Consider the following 25,879-nt stretch of genomic DNA (forward strand, 5'->3'; position numbering starts at 1 on the left):
CCTCGCAGGATGCTCCCGAAGAAACCGAGGAAACCGAAACACCTGCAACTCGTCCGTCTGTGCTGGCTGCACTGGGGAAAAAGACCAATCAGTCGGAGCCTGTCAAACCGTTCCGCAGCTATTATGATAAGGATGGTGATGCCCGGTGAGCGACCGCCGCGACCAGCAACTCCATTTCCGGGTCAGCAAACCGGAGTTGGAGCGGATTCGGAACAAAATGGAATCCAGCGGCATTCTGAGCATCGGCTCCTATCTGCGAAAAATGGCACTGGACGGATATTGTCTGCATTTGGATCTGCCGCAACTGCGCCGCATGGCGTATCTTTTGCAGATGTGCAGTAACAATCTGAACCAGTACGCCAAAGCCGCCAATGAAAATGGTCGGGTTTACGCCGCCGATCTGGAGGACCTGCAGCAGCGGCTGGATGAACTAATCAGCATCGGCAAGCAGATTCTTTCCCGGTTGGCAGAACTTTAAAACTTTCCCCGCAGTTGGAGGACTGCGGGGTACATAACAGTTGACATCCTTGCAACGCAATAGCTGATACCTTTATAATAGAGCCGAAAAGAAAGGTTGGTGTTCGATATGATGTTTACGCTGAAGAAAATTGCTCTTTTCCCGATTTCTCTCTTTGTGGCGTTTCTGGCTCTGATGGCAAAGTGGCTGCTGACTCTGTCCAGCTATGTGGTCGCGCCGCTGATGCTCTACATCTTCGGCTGCGGCATTTACACCGCCTACCGCCAGACTTGGGATCAGTTTTTCATTCTGCTGGTGGCGGAGTTTATCTGCTTCGTTCTCTTTTTCGGCGCAACTGCTATCACAGAGGGCATCGGACGGTTCAGCGAATGGCTTGCAGAACTGTAAGTATTTTTATCTTTGCCGCCTTCGGGCGGCTTTTTTGTTTGGGGCTGCGAACGCTACAAGTGGCTCAAGTATTGACTGTCACACGGGGGTGATTCAGAATGGCTGCAATACGTTTGATTGCGCTGCACAAAAACAAAGGCAAGTCGGTTGCGGCCTGCCTGAAAAGCCGCACGGACTACGCGAAGAATCCTGACAAAACAAACAGGGGAGAGCTGGTCAGTAGCTACGAGTGCAGCCCATTGACCGCAGACGAAGAATTTATGCTTTCCAAGCGTCAATACGAACTTGCCACAGGGCGCAGACAGAAAAATGATGTGATTGCCTATCAGATACGGCAGTCTTTTCGCCCCGGTGAGATCACCGCCGAGGAAGCCAATAAGGTGGGCTACGAGCTGGCAATGCGCTTTACCAAAGGCAAATATGCATTTATCGTTGCCACCCACACGGACAGGGAACACATCCACAACCACATTATTTACAACTCCACTGCGTTGGATGGAACACGAAAATTCCGGGATTTTTTCTTTTCGGCATTGGCAGTGCAGCGGTTGAGTGACCTGATCTGCTTAGAGCATCAGCTCTCCGTCATTGAGATAAAGCCTTACCGGGAGCGGCAGAAGCGCACACTTTACCCGCCAAGGGAGAGCAACCGTGACCGGCTATGCAGTGTAATTGACAGGACTCTGGCTGAAAAGCCCAATGACTACGAGGATTTTCTGCAAAAGCTGGAGCAGCAGGGCTATGAAGTCAAACGCGGAAAGTACACCTCCGTCAAGGGCGCACGGCAGAAGCGATTCATCCGGTTCCGCACTTTGGGGGCAGGGTACAGCGAGGAAGAATTGAAAGCTGTCCTTGCCGGAGAAGCGGAGCATCGGCCTCGGCAAAAGTGCCCAGCACCGGAACAAAAATTTCAGATGCTGGTGGACATTCAGGCAAAACTGGCCGAGGGAAAAGGCACGGGTTTTGCCCGCTGGGCAAAGCAGCACAACTTAAAAGAAATGTCCCGGACGCTGATCTTCTTACAGGAAAATAAAATCGGCAGCATCGAGGAAATGCAGGAGCGTGTGGACGCTGCAACTGCACGCTATCATGAACTGGGCGATTCCATTAAAGCATCAGAGAAGCGGCTGGCGGAAATTGCAGTGCTGAAAGCGCATATCATCAACTACGCCAAAACGCGACCGGTCTATGACGCCTACCGCAAGACCGGATACAGCAAGCGCTTTCTGGAAACGCACCGCACAGAAATCACGCTGCACAAGGCGGCGAAAGCGGCGTTTGATGAAGCCAATTTGAAAACGCTCCCCAAGGTCAAGGAGTTGGATGCGGAATATTCCAAGCTGCTGACAGAAAAGAAAGCACGCTACCCGGACTACCGCAAAGCGAAAGAAGAAATGCAGGAGCTTCTTCGTGCAAAGAAAAATGTAGAACTGTTCTTTGCAGAGGAAAAGAGTGGCGCTGAAAAAATGAAGTCCCGATAAACGAAGATAGCCTAGGATTCTTCCCTTATGGAAGAGCCCTAGGCTATCTTTTTTTGTTATAGAAGTGTTTGGAGCAAACGCGCAGCCTGCATCGCACGATGCAGAACGAAAGGGGATTGGGCACAGCCCAACAAGCATTTTGAATTTGGATTTTGAAAAATCCGATTCAAAAATCGCAAGTTGGTACCAAGTTGCACTGCTTGCGACGTAGATGTTTCCGTCAACTGCTGCGTCAGAAATTTTCAGATTACTTCAACTTTGCAAGGATATCGTCTGCGCTCACGCCGCTTGCCAGCAGCTTTTTCAGCACGTCCTCTGCTTCGGCTTTCTTTGCGGATTCCGCTGCTTTGGTTTCAGCTTTGACCTTTTTAGCCTCGATTCTGGCAATTTCCTTGTCGATAGATTTCAGCGCTGCCTTCTTGGTTTTCAGGTCAGCCTTTAAAGTGTCAATGTTGGCGGTGATGGATGCGATTTCCGCTGTGAGTGCTTCCTTCGCGGACTGCTTTTCCGCAATCTGCGTTGCAAAATCAGCAGTCACAGTTTGGGGCCTATTCTTGCTACCTTTAGTTCTGGGCATAATAAAACCTCCAGAAAATTATAGTAATATTAGTATAGCACTCTATCTCATTTATTTCAATCACTGCAAATTTCTGTTTCGTATTATATTACTATCATATCAGTACGATCATTAAAGCTTTCTATGATTTTAGCTATTGATTTTGAAACTCCTTTTTCAACATAGTTCATTGGCTTTTTAACTTCAACAGATTTTGCAAATGCTACAATTTCATATCGAATGCCTTCACCATCAAGTTGATAAAAAAATCTTTGATTGTCTTCGGCGTTCTCATAACGAACCTCAAAATAATCTGTTTTCCACCAAGGTGCTGGAACATAGATATAGCCTTTCGTTCCCGTAACAATCAACTCACCCTCAGATTTTGCAGCTTTTGCTACTTTGATTGAAGCTACTGCACCACCATAGGTAAAATCAATTTTTGTATAGGCATCCATATTGGCAGCTTCATCCAAAAATTTCGTAGTTATTACTTTTTTCCTGTACTCCGTTCCAAGTATTTGAAAAACGGGCAACAATGCTGCAGGAGCCCAGCCGCACATACTATTCCATTTCTGGGTTAAATCTGTTCCAGCAATTGAAATACCATCTCGCAGACTAGTACAAACAGCATCAACCGATACAACCTTACCAATTTTTCCAGTCTTAGCTAGAAGGACTAACCGTTCATATGCCGTTGAGTATGCCGTTTTAATAGCATCCATAAGAACCAGCCCATGTTCTTCAGCAATCGAATATAGTTCTTCACAATCCGCTTCTTTTAAAGCAATTGGTGATTCACACAAAACATGCTTTCCCGCCAAAAGAGCTTTTTTTGTATCAATATAATGTTTCTCTGGTTTGGAAACAATATACACGGCATCCACTTTTTCAAGAAGTTCATCATAGTTTTCGGTATAGAACATCCCATCAAACTCAGGTTCTTCACTCTTCTGAGATGCACATACACCAATTACATCAACGCCGTTTACATATTTAGACTCTGCTACAAACTTTGTTCTGAAAGCAGCCTTTCCAACAATTCCCATACGAAGTTTACATTGTTCACTCCGTACTTCAGAACTAGAGATTCCCTCCGTTCTCGGAAGATACACCACCTTACAATATTCATTCAGATAATCAAATTTTCCAGCCCAATCAGAACCCACCGTGAAAATATCTACATCGTACCTACGAATATCATCAATTTTCTGACCCTCATATTCTTCCACGATGATCTTATCCGCAAGTCCTGTGGCACGTACAGCCTCAATACGCTCCATCAAGGACTGCTGTACATTGATTTTTCCACGGGTTTTATCAAAATCATCCGCTGTAACGCCAACGATCAAATAATCTCCCAGTGCTTTTGCACGTTCTAGCAGTTTGATATGACCATAGTGAAGCAAGTCATACGTTCCGTATGTAATTACTTTTACCATTTCTTGCTTCCTCTCACTTTTTACAAAAGTCCACGCTTCTGTAAATCCTTTAAAGCATTTACAAGCGTGGAGTTGTCCTCTTTTGTCAATGCACCAATATGCCCCACACGGAAAATGGTCTCTTTCATTTCTCCACCATTGGGACAAATCCAAATACCATACTCATCTTTGAGTATCGTAAAAACATCATAGGCCGATACATTCAAAGGATGCAACGGTGTAACTGCATTGGACATCGACTCAGAAACGATTTCAAGCGGTAATCCCTTAATCTTATCTCTGAAATCTTGAGCAAGTTCCGCAATTTTCTTTGTTTCACTCTCAACACCGCCAGCGGCTTCTATTTCTTTCAGACGAGCATTGATCTGGCGTAAAGTACCAACTGCTGGTGTAAAGGGTGTTTGTCCCCGCTCGCCATTTTTAAGAGCAGACTTCAGATTTAGATACATACACTTCACATCGCGGGCCTCTACACGTTTGACCGCTTCATCGGACAAGACAATAACTGATACGCCCGGAGGACAAGCCAATGCTTTCTGAGAACCAGTAATCATTACCTGCACACCCAATTTGTTCATATCAAAATCGTCTGCAAGGAAGGAACTAATGGCGTCCACGACCAAAAAAATTCCGTTTTTCTTACAAAACTCACTGATCATCTCAATGTCATAGTGAACACCTGTTGAGGTTTCATGTACATTAACGAGGAACCCTGTAAAGCCTTTACCGTCGTACATATCCAACTGCTCTTTTTTGAGTGCTTTACCTTTCTCCAGCTTGATTTCCTCATACGGAATCTCATGAATCTGGCACAACTCAACAAACCGCTGACCAAAACTGCCGCCGTTTACGACCAAAACTTTATCCTTCTTATCAAAGACATTCATAACAGTTGCTTCCATAGCTGCTGTACCAGAGCCAGTGATAAACACCACTCTAGCATCATCGCCAGCTTTCGCAAACTGCTTCATCAGCTTTTCATTTTCAAGCATAACAGCAGAGAACTCAGGCGTTCTGAAATATGGAACCTGTTCTGCACCAATTGCTCTAATCTTTTCATCTGACATAACCGGTCCAACTGTAAAATTCAACATATTTATACCTCCATGTAATTATTATTAAATACAATTTTTCCCCATTCGCAAACTTCGTGAAAGCCTACTTTCCTATGGAGATTTCTGGATTCGTTTGAATAATAGAAGGAAAAAACTCTTTTTCCCTCTTTTAATACTTCTTCGCAAATAGCTCTCCATATTTCTAGTGCATAGCCTCTCCTTCGATACTCTTTATTAACTATTAGCTCTGCGACAATAGCTACTCCATCTATTTCTGCATTTGTACACGCATGAGCAATTACCACATCGTTCTTTTTTATCACATAATTTCTGGAATATCCTTCTTTGGAACGCTGAAGAAGCTGCTCAGCCAGTTCATTTTTATTATAAGATTTTCCAATATCTTCATCGCCATAGATCATTTGAACAATCTGTTTAAAATCGTTCGCAGATGCTAATTGTACTGATTCTCTATGTTTTTCATCAACATTAGTGATTTCTGCTACCCAACCATACGTTATAGTAAAAGGCCGTTCGCTACTGGAATAATTACCTCCTATATACTCTGCTGTACTTTTTTCGCAATAAATCATTTTTATTGGATGACTTTTAAGCAGTTCTTTTAATTCTGGTACACTAAAATCATTATCTATCGAGTATACATGGACACACGAAAAATAAAATAAATAAACCGCTTTTATTTTATTTTCAAATTTATCCATATAGACATCAATAGCTTGTGAACCAGTTCCATATCTTTGCAAATTCATATAGAGATAAAGACATTTATAATATTCTGTTCCAATATATGATTCGATGATTTTCTCATCTTCTTTTTGACACCTTATAATCATATATTTTCCTCACCTGGAAATACTATCTCCGAACAAGGCGAATGTGGCTCTCTCTGATCTTCAGGAGGAAGCTTCATATAATCGCCATAGATATATTTCAAAACCGTATCATAGTCTTTTGAACTGTACAACTTTTTTTCTTCAAACATATATTCTGCGCGGTCTGTAAACCATGATTTTGGCATCCCATATCGCTCACTCAGTGGGTTCTTTTTATATAACATCCCTGTTGCAGGAAATCCTAAGCATCGAACCCGATTGAGCGAAGAATTTCTGCTCTTCTTTGAATATTTTTCATATCCATGAAATGCAAAATCGACCGAAATCTTCGATAGAAGGGTAAACCATACCTTCCAAAATCCCACTGTGTTTTCTTTTGCCACCTCAGACCATAGAATCTTCCGCAAACAATAGCAATGCAAATCCTGAAATATTTGCCCAACAATTGAAAGCGGAATATCATCCATTGGAAACACATCAACAAAAATTCCGGTTTTACATTTCAAGTGTTCCTGACCAACTCGAATATAAGTAGAGCCTGTACGTCGTAGTTTTCCATATTCCCATCTATATTCAGGGTCTGTATCATGATCTTGAAAGAAGCAAATATTAGGATTCATCTCGTCTTTATGCTTCTTGAATGTTTCGTAATCTTCGCGAAGCATTCCAATGTCAGCATCATCATCCCATGGAATATACCCCTGATGTCTCACCGCTCCAAGCAGACTTCCACCAAATAAGACATAGTTGATATTATACTTTCTACAAACCTTATCAAATTCAACCAACATATCCAGTTCTGTTAGTTGCATTTTCCGAAAGTCTTCGCCTTTGATTTCTTTAATCACTGTCTATCATCCTCCCTGTTAGGAAATAGGTATAAAAAATCCTCGAGTTCTTGTTCTATAATTTTTATCTGGTTATTATAGTTTTTATCATTTATCCACAGTTGCGTATTTCTTATTGATATGTCCGGATTAAAATGTTTTCGAAGATCTTTATGTTTTTCCTCGGAAATTCCCAGAAATTCATTTATCTGTTTGGTGGTAAAATCATACCGATAAATCAAATCCTCAAAATGAATTCTCAGTATTCTGGGATCCTTTATCTCATCGTCAATCGTTCGCCGCATATCTCGATATTGCTTTGCGAACAAAAGAGGATCATGCGGCAAAACATGGTCTCCATCCCTCATTGCTTGAATATAAACATCCCTTGGATCTCTATCTACTATAATAACCTTTAGATCCCGAATGTAATTTAAGTATCTTTTTACATTTGTAGTCGATACACATTGATCCAGTACAAGGTATTCTGTATCAGGCCTTGCCATTTTCTCGCACAGTGCCTCCGTGTAATCCTGGGTTTTTTGATAGAATTCTTCTCTGCTACAAGCGCAATGATAACTTGTTAAATACGGAAAATAGTTGTAATCCTGCGTTTTTCTATATTTACGCGGCATTATTTTTGAAAAAGCTCTCCGTATTTTATAAATCGCCCATGGGATAAAGGGCTGTTCGTTTACATCCCCATGCCAATAACCAGGAAATTCAAAATCCACCAAATCACGGATATATTTGTCAGTCTCATCCAGCCAGCACTTACCAAATATCAGCTGATACGTTCTCTTATTCATTCTGGCAAATTTTTTATAACGTTTTACTGCAAATCCGCTATTGAGCCTGTGCCAATTATCAACAAGGTTATATTCTAGATCAGAAATTCCGTCCGGATCCTGTAAAAACCTACATTCAACATCTGAAGGAGCATATGTAAAACCATCGAATTCCCGCAAATAATCATCTACCGCTCCTGAGCCGGTAGCATGATAGCTGATGCATGTTACTTTTTTCATTCTTTTTTCCTCCGAAATACTTTTAAGGACGTGATCACATCCGGATAGAATCTATAAATATACAGCCATGAGCATACCAAATATACGATAGCGCCAATCATTACTTTACAGATTAACGTAATGATATCATTCAAAACATATAAATCATGAATCACACTGAACATTAAAAAACCAAATAATATAAAGGGTAGTCCTTGAATTAGATAACGCTTTACATCAATAAGTTTTCTTAGCGCAACTGTTTCTGAAACCGCAATCAATCCCTCAGAAATTGTTGTTGCGATTGCAGCTCCAACTGCACCGCTAGTTCCGATTAAACAGTAATTTAACACCACATTAACAAATGCACCCAAGATTAAGCAAACGACAAATGTCATATCTTTATTATTTGGAAGTAAAACCTGTGTTTTCAAAACATTCGCCCAACTAACGAAAATAATATATGGCGCTAAAGTGTATAATAGTGGAACAACCAAATCAAACCCTGTCCCAAAAAACAAGGGAACAAACTCTTTAGCTACTGCGCATATTCCAAAAACCAATGCACTCGTTGCAAATACTACAAATAGCATTGATTTTTGAATCATTTCATTGACCGATTTTAGTTCTCCTTTTGCGATTGAATTGGATACTCGTGGCAGCATAACAGTACCTAACGCTGTCACTAAGCTATTAGGAATACTCAGCAATTTTTCAGCATTATCGTAGCAGCCTAATTCGGCATCAATAGACATGTTTCCAATCATAATCTTATCAAAATATCCCAGTAGATCATTTGCAATAACTGGTAAAAACAGCACTAGATTCGGCTTCAAGTGTTTTATAACATCATTCCATTTTGGTCTTATAAAACAAACGTAATTTCTTAAAATTGGCCAAACCGATAACTGACCTACCAGTGTTCCTCCTGACATAATTAATGTATATTTCCAAACATCATTTGGTGATTTAACCAATAAAAGAATCAACAACACTGTTCCTATTTTTACAATAACATTTCGCAATGTTGTAACATAAAAGAGTTCCAATCCAAATAGCAGCCATGTCACATCAAATATCGCAGAGAGAACGTTAAACCCCTGCATATAAGCAAGTCTTCTATTTTCAGTAACCACCAAGCAGTATATAATGTATAATATACTCATTCCTACTGATAATAGTATTTGCAGGGATACAATCTCACTAAAAACTTTGTTTCGTTCTTCTTTAGAATCTCTTACTTTTGCAATACATCTATTACCATAGTCGGAAACGCCCAGCACTGCAAAAATCAAAAAATAATGGGAAATTGCATATGTATAACTGTATTGACCAATTCCATCTGCTCCAATCACTCGCGAAATATACGGAGATGTAATCAATGGTGTGACTAATGTTACAATTCGATAAAGCAAATTGTATGCATAATTTTTTTTCAAGCCATTTCTATTTTCTTTCATCTTTCTCTAAACCTATAATTGCTTGGTACACTCGTTCTGAATTATTTTTATCTCGGATAGGAAACATTTCTTTAACCCGTTTTTGATATTTTTCACCCAACCGTGTATTTTCCAACTCATGCAATATCTTAATTACTTCCGTACTTTTTCTGCAAATTGGTCCAAATCCATCTTTTTCAAAATCGAACCATCTTTTGCTCGCTGCTCGTTCGTTCTCATCGTTGTCAAACTGATAATAGATTACTGGTTTTAGCATATAAGCGAAATCAAAAAACACGCTAGAGTAATCTGTAATCAATATTGAACTTTCCAAAAGAAGATTTTCAACAATTGCAGAGCCAGCATCACGTATTACAATTCTTTTCGATTTGGCAGAAAACAGATGAATATACTTTTGCATTTCAATATGAGGGTAAAAAACAAAATTCATATTTTTCTCTTCAAGAAATGAAGCTAGTTCATCGCTCTCCAACAATTCTTTGCAACCAATGAAATATTCATCTCGAACGAAATCCATTTCGCTTGCATTTGTATATTTAACTCTCCATGTCGGCATAAATAAAATTTGCTTTATTGGAAGTTTTTCAGACTCGTCGATCAAATTGTCAAATCTCGGCATGCCTATATCACATAAAACGCTCGGTTTGTATCCAGAGTTCTTTGAAAGTGCCTCATATTCTCTCGGAATTGAGCATATCATTAAATCTATTTTTACTGTATTGGCTGTACAGCCAGCCTTTCCCATTCGAACACAATGATCAAGCAATACCTTTTTTCCTTTGACACTTATCAGGCCCCTTTTATCTAACTGAGAAAACAACTCAAAATTAGGCGAATAACCCTGGTAATGTGTAGACAAAAGCATCGGCGCTGTAATATATCTTAAATAATGTTCAAAAGAGCCATATCGAACGATATCACCTGTTTCCAATCTGTCTCTATCTGGAGATGTATCTGATATTACAAACTTCACACTAATTTCCGGGTGTACCTTTTTTAAATATCTATAAAAAACATATCCATTATCACGTGCATCCGTCCCTCGCTCTGCAATCAGCCATGCATTGTCATGGACACGATATAATTTTGATATAACATATACAATATAATATTTTGCAGCACATCGCACCTGACCAATTCTACGTTTGAATTTGATTCTATTCATTTGCTATTTCCACCTTAAACATATAATATTCTTTAAGCGCAATGAGCATCATTGGAAAACACACCATACTGCACGTGTATGTGTAAAACATATTAAACATCGCATTTAAAAACCATATCATAAACACTAAAGTTACCACTAACTTTGGCATTCTCATATCGAGAATAAATGTCTTTAATAGTCCATACACTGAATAAATATAAATGCCCAATCCAATATAACCAAAATTCAACAGAACACTTATAAAATCATTATGTGCCCAATGCGCTGCTGTATAGAACCTTTTAGTAATCTGATAATCAAAATTAAACCCACAGCCCAATAATTGATTAAGGATATTTTCTTTAAAGAAGTACTTAAGATCCAAATTCCAGAAAACTGTTCGGCCGTTAGTAATCGTTCCCCATTTGTCAAAGAAACTATTAGTCGTATATGTCGTTGCTGCGATTTTAGATCCTGCTGCCGAATTCAAAATTAAAATCCCCATTAGTATCACTAATGGAATAAGAGAAAAATAGAAGTACCGTTTTTTCTCACAATATATATACCAAAAAGCAGGAACCACTAACAGTCCTATTCCAAGATAGGTTCTTGAACCACACATCAAAAAGCCATACATTGGAATAATGGTGTAAAACAAATATTTTTTACTTTTTGTTAAGCAGTAAAGTCCCAATACCAAAGTTACAATCATAAGACATGTTGGTGCAAGTCGAAACGAATCACCCGTTATAGACACAAAATATCTTCCGCTCCCCCATGCTTTATTGATTACATATGACGATGGCATAAAAATAGAAATTCCGACAATGACAGACCACAACTGTACAATTTTTTCTATGTATCTTTCATTTTCTTTAAAATGACTTGCTGCACATTCGGGATAACTCGTATAATAAATTGTTAGCAATATCCAAAATCCATAATAAAAAAGCATGTTGCTGTTATACAGTGGGAAAGTTGTCTGCATGAGCGCATATACATGCACGACTACAACCGTAACCAATATTCCAGCCCATCTTTTTTTCATTTTTCGGACTGTTAAAAAAAGTAATACAATAATTACACAAATCAACAGTGCCTTATTAATCCATCTCAAAAGCGGAAATGACTGAAACAAAGTAAAAACTGGAAATAGCAAAAGTAACCTACATAATAGTTTATTTGCATTCATTTCTTATCTCTTCTCCATCTGCTGTGCGATATCGGCATCCACAATTTCCTCGCCGGTCTTATGCTTCAGCTGTTCCTTGGATGCTTCACTCAGACCGTTGTTGATCACACAGTTCATATCGCAGGTGCTGCACTTATCGAGTTCCTCTTTGGCGACTTTGCCATCACGATAATCACGGCAAATCTTCAGCTCATACATGCTGTACGGATGCTTGGTGAACAGTGCCTTGAACTTGTGTACCAGAACCCAGGTAGCAGGTTTCCAGATGTACTTGTGCATCGCAGGACTTACGCTGCCGATCATCCAGCAGTCACGGTCGCAGCAACGAACCTTTGCACGAACCTTCTCTGCCTCCGGGCTGTTCCACAGCTCATCCCAAGTCTGATTGTTCAGGTTGCCCATGACCTCTTTATCCTTTGTGCCATTGCAAGGCATAACATCGCCATACGGGTCGATGAAGAAGGTATCGAAGCTCATATCGCAAGGCAGCAGACGCTTCTGGCCGTAGATGTAATTGATCAGACCGTGGTTAAAGTAAGCACGGAACCACTTCTTCGGGCTGTTGCTACGGAGCAGTTCGTTGACCAGATTCTCGAAGTTCTTTGCGACCATCGGACGATCATGGATGATGTTCTTTGCTTCAACAAAGTAGAAGCTGTTATGCAAAGAAGCCGTAGCAAACTCCATGCCCATCTCATCGGAAATCTTGTACAGCGGAACCAGGTCAGGAGCATTCTTGTCCTGAACGGTCATACCAAAACCGACATCCTTCATGCCCATTTCACGCAGCTTCTTCAGTGTGCTGTAACCACGCTGGTAGCCGTTCTGCAGGCCACGAATCTCATTGTTGGTCTGCTCCAGACCCTCGATAGAGATACGAATACCGATCTGAGGGAACTCCTTACACAGATCAACGATACGATCTGTGAAGAAACCGTTCGTGGAAATAACGATACGGTCAGACTTCTTGTACAGTTCACGCACGATATCCTTCAGGTCAGTACGGATGAACGGTTCACCGCCGGTGATGTTTGTGAAGTACATCTTTGGCAGCTTCTTAATGGTCTCGATGCTGATTTCCTCTTCCGGCTTGGAAGGTGCCTTATAACGGTTGCACATAGAACAACGAGCGTTGCAGCGATAAGTAACGATGACCGTACCATTTAACTTCTTTTCTTCAGACATGATTAGCTCTCCTATTGTTTACTCTCTCTTTTAAGAATGTTTCGATTTTATTTAAGAACCACTTGGCGCATACTGAGAACACAACCGAGCCGCATATAACTGCGACTGCCGTGAAGATATATGCCAGCAGACCGTTTCCAAATAGATGAACGAGGTGCAGCTTCTCAAGCACACGATAAATCACCATGTGGCACAGGTAAATCTCGAAGCTGATACCCCCGAGGAACTTGGCAACTGGATTGACCAGTACCCCCCCACTTTACAGCCGAGGGTATAGACCAGTGCTGCCACACAGAAGAACAGCATCGTAAGTGTAGAACTGCCTAACGCAAAATATGCAACCGTGGCAATCAACAGAACCGCTCCGGCGATGATTTTGTACTTCGATGCGAACTCGGCCAGTTCTTTTCGATAGAGAAAAATCAGGCCACCTGCGATAAAGTAAATCGCATCGTAGACGATACTAGTCCTTCCAGCTTTGAAGTAATTAGCGCACAGCCAGTTAAACATCAGTGCCACAACTGCTACGCCCCACGCTCTCTTCTTATTTCCAATCAGAAAACAGAAGAACGGGAACAGCATATAGAACACAAAAATAACTGCCAGTGTCCAGCTCACACCAATGACCGAAATCTTGGCATTCGGCAGTAACCCTTGGCATAATGTCAAATTTGTGAAAACTTCAAACAAGGATTCCTTGCTTGGTGAAATCACAAAGTCTAACGCACAAAGCAGTGCAAAATACGGCCAGATTTTGATGTACCGTTTCTTGTAGAAATCCTCTACGCTGATCTTCTGGTCAATTATTCTCTGGTAATAGCCGCAGCACATACCAAAGCCGCTGACCATCATAAAAAGGAAAACGAGGTTTGTGAAAGACGGAATAAGCTGGTTAAATGCAAATCCTCCAATTTCGTATTTTCCATTCGATAATACGTGCATCAGAGCAATTCCAATAATGGCATATGCCTTCAATCCATCTATTCCCTCGTATCGATCCGCTTTTGTAGCCACAAATTCTCTCCTCACGTACCAGTCTTACTGATACACCTTCATAATTTTCTCGTAATACTCATCAATGGTATCGAAGCTGATGTCCTTACAGTTCGCACTGTACTTCGCACACAGCTCCTTATCACCCCAGAGCTTCTCGATTTTCTTCTTCAGATCTTCGGCATTACCACTCTCAAACAGCTCGCCGGTCTTGCCAACCTGAATCAGTTCCGGGATGCCGCCGATGTTTGCACCCAGCACCGGCGTGCCGTACATCTGGGATTCCATTACAGAGAACGGGCAGTTCTCATACCACTCAGACGGGTAGATAGAGAAGCGTGCCTCACGGATGAGTTTTTCCAGTGCCTCGCCTTTCTGGAAACCAACGTTCTTGATGTTCTTAATGCCATTTACCGTCTCTTCCAGCGGGCCAGTACCGGCGAAGATGAACTGTACATCCGGCAGATCCTTGCAGACCTTGATGAGTGTGCCAATGCCCTTTTCCTCAGAGAATCGGCCAAAGTAAAGGATGTAATCCTTCTTTTCCGTCTCTTTCCACTCCACCTTGTCGATGAAGTTGTGCATTGCCACGGTCTTCGTTGCAAACAGCGGGTTGCTGTCCATCTTGGTCTTCATGAACTCGGAGCAGCAGATCATGGTGTCAATGTACTTGTAGGTGCCCTTCCACTTCCAGAACTCAGCCTCCATCATGCCGATGGCAGATTTCGCCGTGGAGCCGTGGATGCACTTGCCTTTCATGCAGTTCACGAAATGACCGCCGAGGCACTTCTCACAGTTCTGGTGGGTGTTCGGATTGTTCAGCATGTGGTTCGGGCAGACCAGCTGGTAGTCATGTGCCGTGAAGATGATTTTACAATTCCTTCCGGTCTCCTTGCGCCACTTCACGATTTCCAGGATGATGGAAGGTGTCAGCTGGTAGTTGAAGTTGTTCAGGTGACAGACATCCGGCTTGAAGTCGTCCAGAACTTTTCTCAGCTGCACCCGTGCTTCCTTGCTGTAGATGGTCTTGATCGGGTAGGTCAGCTTGCTCAGTTTGCTGCCACCGTGGAAGTCCATATCAGATGTATAAGCATTGACGCGGTTGCCCACGCAGCGACCTTCATGCTCCATGCCGAAGTACTGAACCTCATGTCCGTGCTGCTCCAGCGCCTCACCCAGCTTAAATATGTACGTCTCTGATCCACCGTTGGGATACAAAAACTTATTTATAATCAATACTCTCATCTATTATTTTCTCCTGTACAGTTTCATCGTTTCCTTTACAACTTCATCCCAGTTATATTTCTCGCAGATAAAGTCAGCTGCCTGCTTCTTCATTTTCATAACCATTTCAGGATGGTCACAGGCGTCCTGCAGCTTTTCTTGCAGATCCTGCACATCAGCCTTTTTGAAAATCAGCGCCTTATCTTCCACAACCTCTGCACACTCTGGAATATCAGAAACCAGACAGCAATTGCCGTAGCTCATCGCCTCCAGCAGGCTCAAGGGCATTCCCTCCAGATCAGACGGCAGCGTATAGATATAGGCGTTGCTGTACAGTTCATCCAGCATCGCTCCCTGCACGAACCCGGTAAAGAGGATTCGATTGTCATCCTTCGCCAGTTCTTTCAGTTCTTCCATAAAGGAATCGGTATCACTGGAGCCACCTGCGATGACCAGTTTCTTATCCGTCCTGACATTTTTGAATGCCTCGACCAGATATCGAATACCCTTTTCCGGCACAAGACGCCCGAGGAACAATATGTAGGAATCTTTTTTCAGCCCGAACTTATCTGTGATCAGATTTGCTTCCCGAATCTGCGGCCTATTCACGCCATTGGGGATAAAGTGCGTTTCTCTACCATAAGTTTCCTTGAAATAGTCCTGCACGCCCTTGCTCAGAACGATGATCTCATCCGCATATTTCACGGCATTTTTTTCGCCCTGACGGATAAATTTGGAACCAAACCCCGACTGCCACTTCTCACGCTGCCAGTCAACGCCATGGATGGTAACCACCACCCTTTTGCCAAACATTTTGGGCAACCATGAGAAGAAAGCCGGTCCCTCTGCATGGATATGCACCACATCGTATTTTCCAAATGCACTGTAAAGCGCTGCAAAAGCCGATGCGCTTACCGCTGCAAGGCCTTTTTTCTCTATCGTTGGAACGTACTTCTGCCGGATTCCTTCATAGTTCGTGTTATCGATATCGTCATACTCTGCGCCGCTTACATGATGTCCCGACCGGTTGTAGCAGGTCACCTGACAGCCTTGCTGTGCCATCCGCGTGCAAAGCTCCTTTACGACAATTTCTACGCCGCCCTCTCTCGACAATCGCTTCTGTCCCAATACCGCAATTCTAAGGTCTTTTTCCATCTCGTCTTTCCAACCGTTTTCCTTCCATGTACTGTTATTTTTACTCCCCACGCCCCAGCAAGCACACCTTGAAGGTCTTAAAAATAATCTTCCAATCCACCCAGAAGCTGCGCTCCTTGACGTATTTCACATCCAGATCCATCCACTCTTCAAAAGTGAGATCGTTGCGGTGCGGGGCGATCTGCCAGTAGCAACTCAGGCCGGGAGTCACATACAGACGCTGCTTTTCGTAGTCGCCGTACTGCTCCACCTCGCGGGGAAGTGCCGGGCGGGGACCCACAATGCTCATATCACCCTTCAGGATGTTCCACAGCTGCGGCAACTCATCAATGCTGGTCTTCCGGATAAACTTGCCCACACGGGTAATGCGGGGGTCGTCCTTGATCTTGAACACAGGACCATCCATCTCGTTCTGGTCAAGCAAATCGTCCAGCTTTGCCTCTGCATTTGGGCACATGGAGCGGAACTTATAGAACTTAAAGGGCTTGCCGTTGCGGCCAATGCGCTCCTGACTGAAAACAGGCCCCGCAGACGGGTCATCCACCACAATTGCAATAGCCGTAGCCAGCATGACCGGCGACAGCACCACCAGTGCCAGCGATGACAAGATTACGTCCTGCGTCCGACGCCCGATCCAGTACAGGCGATGGTTCCGCAGATTTTCCTTGCGGTTAACTTCAACTTCCTTATCGATTCCGACAGTATTCGTAGCCATTTTTTCTCCTCACATAAATTCGCGTTTGTTTATAGATTTCTTGTTTTAACCCGCTTTTGCGGTAACTGTTTCAGCTTGTATCGCTTGCTTAGATGGGTGCTTCGAGTTACTTTTCCCCCACCGCATCCCGATGGCATCCAGCTTTGCAATACGTTCCTCTGTCAGCACCGCACCGCTTTTTTCTGGATTCTGGCGGGTATACCGTTGCCGTTTGACCCAATTTCCGAGGTTGTAACCGCCCGGTGACACATATTCTGCTGGGACGTTCAGGTCGCCGTGGGCATCAAAATAGCGCTTTGCCTCCTGATACCCCTCGTTCCACTTGCGGTCATTGCGATTGCCCCAGTACATCCCGATCCGGCTGAGCCGCTCGACCTGTTCCTCCGTCAGTTTTCCTTTCGGGTACGCCCATTGCTGGCTTTCGACCCATTGTCCCAGCCGTTCGCCAGCCGCTGTCACATAGGAACGTGGGATATTCAGGTTGCCGTTTTCCTCATAATAAGCCGCAGCCAGCGCATAAGCCTTTTCCCACTTGGCATCGAAAATGTTCCACACCATGCCGATCTCATCAAGCTGTGCGATGCGTTCTTCCTTCAGTCGGCCGTTCAGCTTTTGCTGCCGGGTCTTGATGATCCACTGTCCTAAGGGATAGCCGTCCGGATCCACATACTTTCCGGGCACCATCAGGTTTCCGTAGGTGTCGTGGTATTTCTTTGCGACCTCAAATCCGTGCTGCCACGCAATTTCCTTCCGGTTGCCCCAGACCATGCCGATGCTGTCCAGCCGTTGAATCTGTTGTTCGGTCAGGATGCCTTGAATTTGTCCCTCGCGCACACGACGCTGAGTGACCAGCCACACGCCAAGGCTCAGACCGCCGGGCGTGGTATACAGTTTCGGGACGTTCAGGTTGCCATGCTCCGCATAGTAGATGCTCGCCTCGGAGAAATAGTGCTCCCAACCGGACGAAAGGCTCGCCTGCAGCTGCTCGAACAGCACCCGGCAGTCATGCACCTGCTCGATGACCTCGAATCGCTCGGTGACGATCCTATCGCCCTCACCGTTGGCATAGAGCCGGTGGACCGCCTCCTGCATCTCGCCTTGCAAACCGGAAATACTGGTCAAGCCCTCGAAATTGTTGACAACATCTAGGATAAGCGGCGTTGTATTATCCCCAGCGGTCAGGGCACGCCCTATCTGCTGCTTGTAGATAATGGGCGAAATCGTTGGACGGAACAAAATGACGCCGGAAATGCCCTCCACATGGACGCCCTCGTTGAGCATGTCGATGCAGAACAGCAGCTTCAGACGGTCGCTTGTGTCCGTTTTGAAGTCCGCAAACGCCTTGTCCGTATTCGGGTCATCCGAGTAGGCTTCGTACACCACCACATCTGGGTTGACCCCGGCGAACCACTCCGGCACATGGGATACCATCTCGTCCATGTGCTCCTTGTTGGCGCAGAACACAATGTACTTGCCAGATTTGTTTGTGATATGATGGGCAAAGACCCTGTCCAGACCGTCCGCCTGCTCCAGTGCCCGGCGCAGCGCATCCAGATATTTTTGGTTGGCGTCCTGAATGCCCGGTGTCCGCAGGTTATCCACCCGCGCCTGATACTTTGCAAGGGCTTTCTGGTACTGGTAGACCGTAGTTACATATTTCGGGGCAGGCAAAATGCCCCTGACGACTGCTTCGCCAAGGGTCATGTCGCTCGCCGTATGCCCATCAAAGAGCTCTTCGGCCATGTCACGGTTATTATCCAGATACCGGATGTTTGTTGCCGTCAGCCCCAGAAGCTTTGCCTCTGGGCATAACTTTAATAAAGCCACCGTGCTTTCGCCCCAGCATTCCGCACCGGCACGGTGGAATTCATCGAGTATAATATAGGCAGGCTTCTGCGCTGCAATTTTCTCCAGCTGCGTCTGCGTGCAACACATCAGTTTGGCGTAGGTATAAAAGTGAACGTTTGCCAACGGAAAATCCGGGTCGTTCCTTTTCAGGCTCTCCAGCTGGGTCTTAAAGATATATTCACTTGGAGAAAGCCAGATTACGACCTTCTCTGGGTTGTCCTCGATCAGCTTGAACGCAATGTAGCTCTTTCCGGTGCCGGTGGGATGAACAATGGCAGCCTTGCCGTACTGCTCCATCATCCGAACCGCCGATTTGTACGCTTTCTCGTTGTGCTCAAACAGGCGCAATGCCACCTTGTTCACCCCTTTCCGCAATAAAGGGGTATCCTCCACATGGAAAATGGAGGATACCGATCTTTCGACATCGTTGTTTGAATTCTTCTATTATTTTATCATGGTTATATCTGGGATTCAATAGAAATCTTTACAAATGCATCTCACATGACCTTAGAAAAAAACTCGCAGAAGCTGAAACTTTTTTGCACATTGCCCAGTTTCGCATGAAAAATCCAGCTGAAAATGAAGGCGGACAAAATAAGTGGTCAAATGGGTGTCCAAATCGCAGGAGGAAGCAGAAATGGCACGACGGGGAGAAAACATTCATAAACGCAAGGATGGTCGATGGGAAGGCCGATACATCAAGGCACGCACATCGGAAGGCAAAATTCAGTGGGGCTACGTCTATGGCACGATCTACGCAGAGGTCAAATATGTGCTGGTCCAAAAGAAAGCTGAGGCGGGGTTTTACAACCTGAAAAGAACCGACCTGACCTTTGAAGCATTGGCTGAGGTATGGCTGCACTCCCAACGGAATGCCGTAAAAGAATCCACCTATGCACATTATTCGTACACACTGCACAAGTATCTTCTCCCTGTTTTGAGCAAAGTGCCCGTTGCGTCCCTTGACGAGAGCTTTCTGGAACAGGCCATGCAGCAAATCATTGCGCCTACAGATGCCACGCACAAGCCGCTGGGAAACTCCTCTGCCCGGGAATGCCTCTCGATGTTGCGCCGCATCTGCAAATATGCCGCACATTTACGCCTGATCCGTCCGATGGAACTGGAAGTAGCGCTGCCAAAAGTTATTGATAAAACACCCGTCCCCCTTTCCCCGGCAGAGCAGCAGCGGCTTTATCAGTATGTACAGGAGAACCCCACGCCCCGCAAAATTGGCTTATTATTAGGGGTGGAATTGGGGCTGCGTATTGGCGAGATCTGCGGCTTACAGTGGGGCGATTTCGACCTGAAACTCGGAACGCTGAAGATCAACCGGACGGTCTGCCGAATTTCCTGCGGAAATGGACATACAAAGGTAGTCATCCAAACGCCTAAAACCCGCACCTCCCGCCGGGAAATTCCAATCCCGAAGCAGCTGCTTATTATGCTGAAAAGGCTGCGCGGAAACACCAATAATTCTACATGGCTTCTATCTGGTACTGAATCCAAGCCCACAGAACCCCGCTGCTATCGAAAAAGCATCAAGGCGTATCTGAAACAGGCAGCTGTCCGGCAGGTACGTCCGCACGCGCTGCGCCATACCTTTGCTACCACCTGTCTGCAGGCGGGGTGCGATGTAAAGACCCTCAGCGAATTGTTAGGACACGCCAATGCCAACATCACCTTGCAGCGTTATGTGCACTCTGATCTGACCCGAAAGCGCCGGGAGATGAACCGAATTTTCTCCCATCAGGTGTCTGTGAGGGGCAGAAAAGCGCCAAATCTGTTGGAATAACGCTCAATTTTAGTCACGGTCTTTCATTTTCCATATGGAGGATACTTTTTTGTTTTGCTGGTAACTGCATTCTCATATCGTTACGCAACCGCGTACCTCTTATATCATAAAACAATCTCACAATATACGCAACTGCGTATACGAAGCTGCACAAACTTCTGTACTATCATGTTGAGGTGAACTTCATCATGACTGTAAAAGATGCCGTTGCCAAACGCTTTGAACAGCTCTGCGACCAGCGTGGGATACGTCCTAACGAGTTAGCGACCCGCGCCGGTGTAACACCATCTACGGTATATAGCATGCTCGACCCGTCCCGTCAGCGTGTATCCATCGCCACCATAAAAAAGCTCTGTGACGGCCTTGATATTACGCTTGGTCAGTTCTTTTCCTGTGCACTATTCGATGAATTAGAGCAGGAAATCCACTAAAATCGTATTTCTATTGCATAATAAATCGGCACCGGAGCCCTCTGTATCCTTTGGATATGTGGGGAACTCCGATGCCCTTTTTATTTCTAATTTATTTGATGGGAAACCCCTAGAAATTTTTCGGATGATTCCCGTGTTCTGTGTAATGCTACGGTAGGTTGTTATGGGTGTTGTTATACGCGATTTGAGCGAAATCAACAGGACTTCGAAAATATTTTCGTAAATTTGTAGTTGACAACTAAAACTAATCGCGGTATAATCAAGCCGAAAACGCCAAATTGGTGTAAAAAATCCAAATTAAACCATCGCAAAAACAACCTAAAAAATGAGAAGGAGGCCCCTCGATGCGTGATGACAACAAGCTCCACCGTGAAAAGAGATACGTTGAAGTGGACGTTCGCTTTACACCTGATGGCAAGATCCGCCCTCTTGCCATCAACTACGACAAAAGCCATATCTATGGAATCGACCGTGTTTTGGCTGTCAGGCGTGGCACATCGCGCCTTGGCGGGAAGGGGCAGTGCTTCACCTGCATGATCTGCGGGCAGAAGCGGAATCTTTGGCTTGAACAAGGCAAGTGGTTCGTGGAAGCCTACTGCTCCGTGCCGGAAAGCCGTGCTTCGTGATGGCAAGGTACTTATCCCGCGCAGACCTTTCGCGCATAGCGGGTAAGTATATCGACCAGTACTATACCTGCTTCGGGATCAGCAAAGATAACCCGTCACCTATTAACCTAGAGCAATTTGCAAGTTCTGTTCTTGGGCTGAATGTGAAAATGCTACCGCTGTGCAGCGATGGCAGCATCCTTGGACTGACCGTTTTCCAGAAATGCAGGTTTACTGTAATCTTGGGGGATGGGACAAAGCTTGTAGAGGTTTTTATGCCGAGGGACGTTGTAATCGATTCCGCCCTTGCGGCAGACAGGTGCACTGGATGCCGGAATTTCACGATAGCGCATGAAGTGGCACATCAGATTTTGGCTGACCTATTCCCGAACGACTACGGAAAAGCAGTCAAGTGCCGTGGGCACATTGCCTATCGGGAACGAAACGGACAGCCCTCGTGGGAAGAATGGCAGGCGAATACCCTTGCGGCAGAGTTGCTGATGCCAACATTTCTGGTCAACGCCGAAATAGAACGTGCAGCGCTGCGTTTGCCGAATGGAATCCTGTACAAATCCGCATCTGACCCGAACTATAATAAAATTCTGGAGATGGCTGCGCGGATGGGAGTATCGTGGTCTGCTATCAGAATCAGATTACAGCAGATGCAGGTCATAAACGGCAAGCCCATCCACTGCCATCCATTGGACATCATCCGATTTGGAGAATGAACATGATTCAGTCAAATAGTCGTTCTTTTAAAATAAACCACTGAGCAATATACAGCAGGCACAATTCAGCATTGGCTGGAGGTTCTGCCCTGTTTGCGGTAATAAACTATACAAAAAAATTGATGGGTGTTCCGGTACACTGCAAGTAAAATGCAGTAAGTGCAAGGAGACCCTGAGGCTTGATCTGGCGTTCAGACGCCGGTGATTTTCCAGTCATTTTAACAAATACGGGTGCACTGCACCCTGAATATGGACTGTTCGCTCCGAGCAACGGGCCATTGCCGCAAGGCAATGAATGAAACGCGCTCCAAATAGCCGGGCAACAGCTGATTGAGAGATTTTCTTTGAAGATCCCTCAGTTGGCTGTTGTCCGGCTATTTTTTTAGCCTTCAGGTAGCCTGCTCCCGTAAAAAGGAGCAGGCTTTATGTTTGTCCATTTTTCGTGGATGCCCCAAGCAGCGAAATATCCGTAGCCTTCCAAATTTTCGACTTTTCACGACTTATCGAAAATTTGGAGGTTTACGATGTCTTTTAATAAGGGCTATGAGTTGAAGAAGTTTGAAGCACACTGGGAAAAGCTGCGCATTGAGTACGCAGCTGCGGGAATGACGGAAGATGCCATCCAGAAGATGTACGACTATGACCGTCAGCAGTTCAATTCAGAGCGTACCTTCGTCGAGCGGACGCAGGAATTCACTGCTCCTGCGTATGAAAGTTCCGAGGAAGAAGCATCTCCCTTGATGTTGCGCTATCAGGAGGCCATTACCACAAAGGATACCTATCACGAAACTAAGAGTAAATTTGTATGGATCGGTGAAATCGAGGACGAGCATCTTCTGTCGGCACTTGAAAAGCTGTCCGATGAGGATCTTGAACTCTTAACACTCTACATCTATGAGGGTTATAGCACGGTTGAATTATCTAAAGCTTATGGCATCGCTCACCAGAACATTAGTAAGCGAATTATTAAAATCACTAATTTTTTGAAGAACTTTTAATTTTAGGGTGCAGAATGACCATTTTCGTCGGCTACCAAGTGAAGGGACAATTTCCCAAGCGGCATCTGCCGCAGGGCAAAGCGTCCGACCTCGCGCACCTTGAAAACTGAATAGTTCCGTCATCTGGTACTCCGATAATGATACTTCCGTAATTCGCGGCCCGGTCACAAAGCAGACGGGGTGGCTGAAATGCCAATGAAGCGGTACAAGTCCGCTGCCAGATGTTTATGCCCCACTCGCAGGGAGCCGAGGGCGAATATGCGAGACCTGAACATATTTTATCAGGAGTGACCGGATGCTGTTTTCGGTCTCCGGTCACTCCTGTTCTTTTACATATTTATCCGCTATCCACTTTTACTAACACGGAGGACTACTCAAATGGACGAGTTGAATCCTACGGTGCGCGAACAGGAAATTTATAAGGAGATGGAACTGACCCCGGAAATGATCAAGTCCATCCGAACCCTCTGTGCAACCTGTCTGCGACATTTCGTAGAAGCCAAGGCTTTCAAAATTGCTATCGTGCCGAGTGCAGACAACAGCATGGACACTTGCACTGTCTGTCAGACCCGGCGTGGTTACGATTATGTTGTAATGCACCGTTGATACCGGTGCTTTATCTCAGTCATCGAAGGAGATGATGTGTATCGTATAAAAAGAATTGCTCCCATACTTCAACAGAAACCCGCTGCCTAGGAGGTGCAGTGGGTCTCTTACATATCCAAACGGAGGTTTCGCAATTTGGAATCTACTTTGAAATTCCAACGCGGAGACATCTACTTTGTTCGACTTGACAACCGCACGGGTTCCGAACAAAGCGGAACCCGTCCAGCGGTCATCTTACAAAACGATGTGGGAAACTCCTGTTCACCGACATTGATCGTTGCGACTTTGACAAGTAAGACAGAAAAGAAAGCTACGCAGCCGACGCATTGTCTGGTGGAACCGGAGGGGCTGGAGCCGTCCATCGTTCAGGCTGAGCAAATCTTCACCATCGACAAAAGCCGTGTCAAAAGATTTGTCGGACACCTCACCCCAGAAGAGATGGGGCGGGTCGATGATGCTGTGAAAATCAGCCTTGCGCTGAACCCGATGGGAAGTATCCAAAAACTCAAACCGATCGTCCGTTCTACGGCGGCTTACGCACCGCCAGAAGTAGTTGACGGTAAGCCGCCTGTCTATCCCTACACTCCTATCAAATCCGATTTTGAGGATGCAGGAACAGTCGAAGAAATGATGTTATACACCGAACTGCAATCCGCTGTTCACGCAATGATCCAGCGGCTTGAATACAGCTTCACCTTTAATCCCAGCTTGCTCACCAGCCCGAAGCGTAAGAAGCAAGTGACTGAGATTTTGACCGAAGCTGAAAAATACATTTGGCGAATTAAGGAGGAAATCAGATGCGCCTGAAGAATGACACTGAAAATTTTGCAGCTTCCTTCAATATCACCCCGCCTTACCAAATGAGGGTGATTCACAGCAGTAAGCTGATCTACCCCCGTGAAATCTACCAGCGGGGGGTACAGCGCAAGCGGGTGGAACTGATTGCTGCTGACTTCAATGAATACGTTGCGAATGAGCCGAAGATCAGCTTCCGCAACGGCAAGTATTATGTGGTGGATGGCCAGCACACCATCGAAGCGCGCATCCTTCGTAACGGCGGCAGAGCCTTGCCGATTCTCTGCAAGGTCTACACCGGTATGACCATGCAGCAGGAAGCCCTGCTCTTTGCCGAGCAGAACGGCCATTCTGCCCCTTTGTCTGCGGGCATCAAGCTACGAGCAAAGGTTGCGGGCGATGATGCTCCTTCCAAAGAATTTCTCGCTGCTACCAACCGGGTGGGGCTGGCATTCAACTATGACAGTTTGCAGTTGAGCGATTACCGCATCAGCTGCGTGGGCACCGCGCTCAAGTTGTATAACGAGATGGGCGAAAAGATCTACTGCGAATCCCTGCGGTTGATCGTGGCTGCGTGGGATGGCAAACCCGATTCGTTCCGTGCATCTGTCCTGCGTGGCATGATGCACTTTGTGGAGTTGTATCACGGCGAGTTCAGCGAGGAACGGCTGGTTCGTGCGCTTGGCAGCGTCCATCCCATGGAGATTTACCGTGTCGGCAGGGATAACCCTGCAAAGCTGCCCGGATGGAAGAAATACGTTTTTCCCATCTACATGGCTTACAACGGCAAAGGCCGCAAGGACGCTCTGCCGATGAAGTTCTAAAACATATTTTCTCTGCCAAGAGGCACCTGCAAGCTGCGGGTGCCTCTTATTACATAATTATATCGCGCTATCGCTACTTTTGAAAGAAGGGCTA

Annotated in this window: 27 protein-coding genes; 11 read left to right on the forward strand and 16 right to left on the reverse strand. The window is 45.0% G+C overall.

Annotation, left to right across the window (positions count from 1 at the left end; translation table 11 throughout):
* Positions 1-145 precede the first annotated feature (145 nt).
* From C4N24_RS02410 to C4N24_RS02420, 3 genes are all read left to right on the forward strand, one after another.
* Positions 146-478, forward strand: a complete 333-nt coding sequence (locus C4N24_RS02410) for a plasmid mobilization protein (protein WP_112090175.1) — start codon at positions 146-148, stop codon at positions 476-478.
* 108 nt (positions 479-586) lie between these two features.
* Entirely contained in the window at positions 587-865 is a 279-nt protein-coding gene (locus C4N24_RS02415; RefSeq protein ID WP_015537711.1) for a hypothetical protein, read from the forward strand.
* Between the two features lie 98 nt (positions 866-963).
* Positions 964-2,346, forward strand: a complete 1,383-nt coding sequence (locus C4N24_RS02420) for a relaxase/mobilization nuclease domain-containing protein (protein WP_112090176.1) — start codon at positions 964-966, stop codon at positions 2,344-2,346.
* A 247-nt stretch (positions 2,347-2,593) separates the two neighbouring features.
* Here C4N24_RS02420 and C4N24_RS02425 read toward each other — a convergent pair whose 3' ends face one another.
* The 15 genes from C4N24_RS02425 to C4N24_RS02495 form a co-directional block, all read right to left on the reverse strand.
* Positions 2,594-2,923, reverse strand: a complete 330-nt coding sequence (locus tag C4N24_RS02425) for a hypothetical protein (RefSeq protein ID WP_112090177.1) — start codon at positions 2,921-2,923, stop codon at positions 2,594-2,596.
* Between the two features lie 83 nt (positions 2,924-3,006).
* The gene (locus C4N24_RS02430; RefSeq protein WP_112090178.1) at positions 3,007-4,344 is read right to left on the reverse strand and encodes a Gfo/Idh/MocA family oxidoreductase; all 1,338 of its coding nucleotides are present in this window, start codon (positions 4,342-4,344) and stop codon (positions 3,007-3,009) included.
* Between the two features lie 20 nt (positions 4,345-4,364).
* Positions 4,365-5,438, reverse strand: a complete 1,074-nt coding sequence (locus tag C4N24_RS02435) for a pyridoxal-phosphate-dependent aminotransferase family protein (protein ID WP_112090179.1) — start codon at positions 5,436-5,438, stop codon at positions 4,365-4,367.
* 2 nt (positions 5,439-5,440) lie between these two features.
* On the reverse strand, positions 5,441-6,253 hold the full coding sequence (locus C4N24_RS02440) for a GNAT family N-acetyltransferase (protein ID WP_112090180.1): 813 nt from the start codon (positions 6,251-6,253) through the stop codon (positions 5,441-5,443).
* Positions 6,250-7,101 carry a LicD family protein gene (locus tag C4N24_RS02445; RefSeq protein WP_242983164.1) on the reverse strand — a complete coding sequence of 284 codons (852 nt, stop codon included), beginning with the start codon at positions 7,099-7,101 and terminating at the stop codon, positions 6,250-6,252. The genes C4N24_RS02440 and C4N24_RS02445 overlap by 4 nt, the downstream gene beginning before the upstream one ends.
* Positions 7,098-8,108 (reverse strand): hypothetical protein, encoded by a 1,011-nt coding sequence (locus C4N24_RS02450; RefSeq protein ID WP_112090181.1) that lies wholly within the window; start codon positions 8,106-8,108, stop codon positions 7,098-7,100. Before C4N24_RS02450 ends, C4N24_RS02445 begins: the two co-directional genes overlap by 4 nt.
* The gene (locus C4N24_RS02455; protein WP_112090182.1) at positions 8,105-9,547 is read right to left on the reverse strand and encodes a flippase; all 1,443 of its coding nucleotides are present in this window, start codon (positions 9,545-9,547) and stop codon (positions 8,105-8,107) included. Before C4N24_RS02455 ends, C4N24_RS02450 begins: the two co-directional genes overlap by 4 nt.
* Positions 9,534-10,712: a CDP-glycerol glycerophosphotransferase family protein gene (locus C4N24_RS02460; RefSeq protein WP_112090183.1), complete on the reverse strand. Its 1,179-nt coding sequence runs from the start codon at positions 10,710-10,712 to the stop codon at positions 9,534-9,536. Before C4N24_RS02460 ends, C4N24_RS02455 begins: the two co-directional genes overlap by 14 nt.
* The gene (locus C4N24_RS02465; protein ID WP_112090184.1) at positions 10,705-11,886 is read right to left on the reverse strand and encodes an O-antigen ligase family protein; all 1,182 of its coding nucleotides are present in this window, start codon (positions 11,884-11,886) and stop codon (positions 10,705-10,707) included. Before C4N24_RS02465 ends, C4N24_RS02460 begins: the two co-directional genes overlap by 8 nt.
* A 3-nt stretch (positions 11,887-11,889) precedes the next feature.
* The gene (locus tag C4N24_RS02470) at positions 11,890-13,071 is read right to left on the reverse strand and encodes a radical SAM protein (protein ID WP_112090185.1); all 1,182 of its coding nucleotides are present in this window, start codon (positions 13,069-13,071) and stop codon (positions 11,890-11,892) included.
* A gap of 180 nt (positions 13,072-13,251) precedes the next feature.
* A complete protein-coding gene (locus tag C4N24_RS02475; protein WP_242983165.1) occupies positions 13,252-14,085 on the reverse strand; it encodes an acyltransferase family protein in 834 nt (277 codons plus the stop codon).
* A gap of 24 nt (positions 14,086-14,109) precedes the next feature.
* A complete protein-coding gene (locus C4N24_RS02480) occupies positions 14,110-15,309 on the reverse strand; it encodes a glycosyltransferase (RefSeq protein ID WP_112090186.1) in 1,200 nt (399 codons plus the stop codon).
* Positions 15,310-15,312: 3 nt separating this feature from the next.
* Positions 15,313-16,443, reverse strand: a complete 1,131-nt coding sequence (locus C4N24_RS02485) for a glycosyltransferase family 4 protein (protein ID WP_112090187.1) — start codon at positions 16,441-16,443, stop codon at positions 15,313-15,315.
* 40 nt (positions 16,444-16,483) lie between these two features.
* Positions 16,484-17,158 (reverse strand): sugar transferase, encoded by a 675-nt coding sequence (locus C4N24_RS02490; protein WP_112090188.1) that lies wholly within the window; start codon positions 17,156-17,158, stop codon positions 16,484-16,486.
* A 45-nt stretch (positions 17,159-17,203) separates the two neighbouring features.
* Entirely contained in the window at positions 17,204-19,360 is a 2,157-nt protein-coding gene (locus C4N24_RS02495) for a Helicase associated domain protein (RefSeq protein WP_242983166.1), read from the reverse strand.
* Between the two features lie 283 nt (positions 19,361-19,643).
* Here C4N24_RS02495 and C4N24_RS02500 point away from each other — a divergent pair, with 283 nt between their 5' ends.
* The 3 genes from C4N24_RS02500 to C4N24_RS02510 all read left to right on the forward strand — a co-directional run bounded on the left by C4N24_RS02500 (position 19,644) and on the right by C4N24_RS02510 (position 21,855).
* Entirely contained in the window at positions 19,644-20,798 is a 1,155-nt protein-coding gene (locus tag C4N24_RS02500; protein WP_112090190.1) for a tyrosine-type recombinase/integrase, read from the forward strand.
* A gap of 188 nt (positions 20,799-20,986) precedes the next feature.
* Positions 20,987-21,229, forward strand: coding sequence for a helix-turn-helix domain-containing protein (locus C4N24_RS02505; RefSeq protein WP_112090191.1), 243 nt, complete (start codon positions 20,987-20,989; stop codon positions 21,227-21,229).
* 344 nt (positions 21,230-21,573) lie between these two features.
* Positions 21,574-21,855, forward strand: a complete 282-nt coding sequence (locus C4N24_RS02510) for a hypothetical protein (protein ID WP_005922176.1) — start codon at positions 21,574-21,576, stop codon at positions 21,853-21,855.
* Positions 21,856-22,007: 152 nt separating this feature from the next.
* Here the strand turns inward: C4N24_RS02510 and C4N24_RS15570 are convergent, their stop codons facing one another.
* Entirely contained in the window at positions 22,008-22,187 is a 180-nt protein-coding gene (locus C4N24_RS15570; protein ID WP_242983167.1) for a hypothetical protein, read from the reverse strand.
* Between the two features lie 3 nt (positions 22,188-22,190).
* Between C4N24_RS15570 and C4N24_RS15575 the strand changes: the two genes are divergently transcribed.
* The 5 genes from C4N24_RS15575 to C4N24_RS02535 all read left to right on the forward strand — a co-directional run bounded on the left by C4N24_RS15575 (position 22,191) and on the right by C4N24_RS02535 (position 25,785).
* Positions 22,191-22,562 carry an ImmA/IrrE family metallo-endopeptidase gene (locus C4N24_RS15575; RefSeq protein WP_242983168.1) on the forward strand — a complete coding sequence of 124 codons (372 nt, stop codon included), beginning with the start codon at positions 22,191-22,193 and terminating at the stop codon, positions 22,560-22,562.
* A gap of 524 nt (positions 22,563-23,086) precedes the next feature.
* On the forward strand, positions 23,087-23,560 hold the full coding sequence (locus C4N24_RS02520; protein ID WP_112090193.1) for a sigma-70 family RNA polymerase sigma factor: 474 nt from the start codon (positions 23,087-23,089) through the stop codon (positions 23,558-23,560).
* Positions 23,561-23,938: 378 nt separating this feature from the next.
* Positions 23,939-24,166, forward strand: coding sequence for a hypothetical protein (locus tag C4N24_RS02525; protein ID WP_112090194.1), 228 nt, complete (start codon positions 23,939-23,941; stop codon positions 24,164-24,166).
* 135 nt (positions 24,167-24,301) lie between these two features.
* Positions 24,302-24,973 (forward strand): type II toxin-antitoxin system PemK/MazF family toxin, encoded by a 672-nt coding sequence (locus C4N24_RS02530; RefSeq protein WP_044959999.1) that lies wholly within the window; start codon positions 24,302-24,304, stop codon positions 24,971-24,973.
* Positions 24,964-25,785 (forward strand): DUF6551 family protein, encoded by an 822-nt coding sequence (locus C4N24_RS02535; protein ID WP_112090195.1) that lies wholly within the window; start codon positions 24,964-24,966, stop codon positions 25,783-25,785. Before C4N24_RS02530 ends, C4N24_RS02535 begins: the two co-directional genes overlap by 10 nt.
* Positions 25,786-25,879: the final 94 nt, after the last annotated feature.

The organism is Faecalibacterium prausnitzii (assembly GCF_003287405.1).
GTDB lineage: Bacteria > Bacillota > Clostridia > Oscillospirales > Ruminococcaceae > Faecalibacterium > Faecalibacterium intestinale.